Below are 3112 nucleotides of genomic sequence, written 5' to 3'. Positions count from 1 at the left end.
CTGGGCTGATGAGCAAGGTTATCTCAAAAAACTGGATATCGACAAAGAAACTGCCACGATATTGGCGCATAGCATTGTAGTAGATCACAAGCTACCTCAGGCATTGCTGGGAAATGCCAAGATTCGCCATGCTCTGGAAAATGAGGCCGTTAAAAAAGCTGGACAGCAATCACCGTTGAGGCCTGACGAAGTCGAAGCTGTTGTCGGGCTGATCCGTAGCGGTGAGCTGTTCACAGACTTGGTGTTTACCTTGACGCGGATTTTTAAGTTGACTCTAAGCGAGCTAGGAAATGTCCAGTCTATTCCTAATATCATTCCCGATCTGATCAAGATTCCTGTCGCAGTCGTTTCCGACCTCATCAACGTTACGGAATTTCTCGGGCATTTAGATCAATTTATGGAGCCGATCAAAAGTGGCAAACCGGCTAAAAATCCAGACATTCTCAACAAGACTTTGAAAACGCTCTTCCATATTGCCATTATTGGCGATGCCATCGATACAGCCAACAGTTTGTTCAGCGAGGAAAATCAGAGTTTACGGATCGCACTGCTTGTTTACGCCAGATTGCATAAGATCAACCTGGAAGAGGGGGATATTGATGAAGTAAGAAAAACTATCCTCAATAAAGAAAATCCGGAACTGGGAGATTTTTTGCTTTATACAGCTAAAAATGCACCCCGGCTTATAGGAAACTAAGAAAGATTTTATCAGTCTGCCGCTATTAGCATGACACGCAGTTTGCGCTCCAATTGTACATTTCCTACCTGGCAGATTGCTGCAATCGGATGGTTGGTTAAAAGCATATAAAGGAATTGAGTGGTTCTGTCGCATTAACCGAAAAAATGTATATTTCAAGTCGAGCAAGTATCCCATTGTCTTGAAATGTCCCTATCTTGCTGTTGATAAGCAAGGGCAGAAGGTTGATTCCCGCGTGTTAGGAACGGGGGCAATGATACTTTGATAACTTATAAACTTTGAGGTTTTAGCAACATGCAAAGAACCAACAACATTATTGAGCTAGTTGGTCTAGCTTCTAAAGACTATCAAGAATCTATTGTCAGCATATTGCGTACGTTAGATGGTACTCTCTCATTTATAAATACCAAGTGTTGGTTAGAGGGGCAAATCAGGGACCTCAACTCTCTAATAGTTCTGGTTTTACCCGAAAATGATTTAATGGTCGATAAAATTATCAAGGCCATCTCGGCATCTCCAAATTCTTATTATTTTATTGTCTTTTCTTCACCATTAACTGATGAAATACGTCCGATTCTGAACGCATGCAGTGATTATTGCTGTTGGCCTTGTGATCCGCTCGAACTAGCATTTCGTCTGGAACGATTTTCATCGAAGCATAATAACTCGTTCAATTTGAAAAAATTTGATATGGAAACAGCAGGGTGGAGAAATTTGAATTTAATCGGTCAATCATCAATTTTCCTTGATACGCTTTCATTCATTAAAAAAGCCTCCGATTGTAATGCGCCGGTTCTTATAGAAGGCGAAACCGGCTGTGGAAAAGAGGTAGCTGCAAGAGCTATCCATTATTTAGGTTGCCGCAAAGATTTTCCTTTTATTCCCATGAATTGTGGAGCCATCCCTGATCAACTGATTGAAAATGAGTTATTTGGGCACGAAAAGGGCGCTTATACCGATGCAAAACAAAGTCAGGCAGGATTAACGGAGCAAGCAGACGGTGGGACATTATTCCTTGATGAGATTGAAGCCTTGTCAACTAAAGGCCAGGTAACCTTATTGCGCTTTATCGAAGATAATGTGATCAAGCCACTCGGAGCAATAAAAAGCAGGAAAGTGAATGTTAGAATTATTGCCGCCAGCAATGTTTGTTTATCCGAACTTGTTGCCCAAGGCCTATTCCGGCAGGACTTATTATTTCGATTAAACCTCTTGCATCTGAACTTGCCGCCGCTCAGGTGTCGTAAGACCGATATTCAGCCCCTTGCAGAACATTTTATGCAGAAATACCGGAGCCAGTATCAACAGCCGGATAAACGGGTTCATCCTGATACGCTTGCATGGATGAATGATTATCATTGGCCGGGAAATGTTCGCGAGCTGGAGAATTTTGTCCACAGATCATTTCTGCTGTCGGAGGATCCTGAAATTATCCAGACCAACAGCAATCATGAAGACGTGCAATCCTGTTTACGCAGAAAATTGTTTGAGCGTAGACAGAACTTCAAATTTGATGTTCCGTTCAGCGAAGCGAAAAACCATGTCATCAATCAATTTGAGCAGCGCTATCTTACCTGGCTCATAACCAGTTCTAATGGCAATGTGACGCAAGCAGCCGATATGGCGCAAAAAGAGCGTAGAGCCTTAGGCAAGCTACTGAAAAAACATGATATTAATCCTGATCAGTATCGCGGGAATTGATGTGAATTTACTCAAAACCACTTGAACGCGGTGGGATCACGGTCATTTTTTTCCTTCGTCCGGAGCTAGTCGAAGGACCAGGACGAACGGATTTACTTTTACAAGACTCTGATTGAAGAGCTTGGATTTGTGTAGCCACAGTATTTCAAATAGAGCCCGGTATTTAAATTGCTCCACAGTCATTAATGGGTAAAAACTAACCCACTTAATGCTTGTTTCTGTATAAAAGAGAAAAGCATTAACAATCATAAAGATATAGCATATGTCGTCAAAACAACCGGGTCATAATCAACCCGCCTCCATCAGTGTTTCATATTAATAACTAATAAAATCAATTGCATAAATTTTGGCATCATTATTGTTTGTAATATTGCTGATAGTTAAAGTTAGGACAGAAAATGACTGAATCTAACAATTATGATGTGCAGAAAATAGCTGATCAAATTGAATCCTATCTGAAAGACCATCCAAATGCAGCAGATACAATCGAAGGCATCACAAAATGGTGGTTGACTGGACAAAAAATTGAAGTATCAAATTTAATCGTTCAGCAAGCCCTCATTTATCTGGCCTCGAAGTCAGTCGTGAAATGTAATGCTGATCTTAGCGGTTATAAAGTTTATTCAAGCAATAAAGCTAAAGCTGAATATCAAACCAAATAGTTATCAAACAGGAGATTTAGTATGCCAGTATCACCAACTTATCCAGGTGTCT

General features: G+C 40.9%; 3 protein-coding genes. All 3 read left to right on the top strand.

Annotated elements, in window-relative coordinates:
* The coding region (locus tag M0R47_RS21490; RefSeq protein ID WP_292558402.1) for a hypothetical protein at window positions 1-697 on the top strand (697 nt) is incomplete at its 5' end.
* Window positions 698-991: 294 nt separating this feature from the next.
* Window positions 992-2398 carry a sigma-54 dependent transcriptional regulator gene (locus M0R47_RS21485; protein WP_292558401.1) on the top strand — a complete coding sequence of 469 codons (1407 nt, stop codon included), beginning with the start codon at window positions 992-994 and terminating at the stop codon, window positions 2396-2398.
* A 398-nt stretch (window positions 2399-2796) separates the two neighbouring features.
* Window positions 2797-3060: a hypothetical protein gene (locus M0R47_RS21480; RefSeq protein ID WP_292558400.1), complete on the top strand. Its 264-nt coding sequence runs from the start codon at window positions 2797-2799 to the stop codon at window positions 3058-3060.
* Window positions 3061-3112 lie beyond the last annotated feature (52 nt).

It is taken from the genome of Methylobacter sp. (assembly GCF_023227905.1).
Taxonomy (GTDB): Bacteria; Pseudomonadota; Gammaproteobacteria; order Methylococcales; family Methylomonadaceae; genus Methylobacter_A.
Note: the sequence above shows the minus strand (reverse complement) of the source record. Positions and strands in the feature narration are given on the sequence as shown.

Coding starts and splice junctions, on each gene's coding strand:
- M0R47_RS21480 (WP_292558400.1), top strand. CDS start 2,797: ATGACTGAATCTAACAATTATGATGTGCAGAAAATAGCTGATCAAATT.
- M0R47_RS21485 (WP_292558401.1), top strand. CDS start 992: ATGCAAAGAACCAACAACATTATTGAGCTAGTTGGTCTAGCTTCTAAA.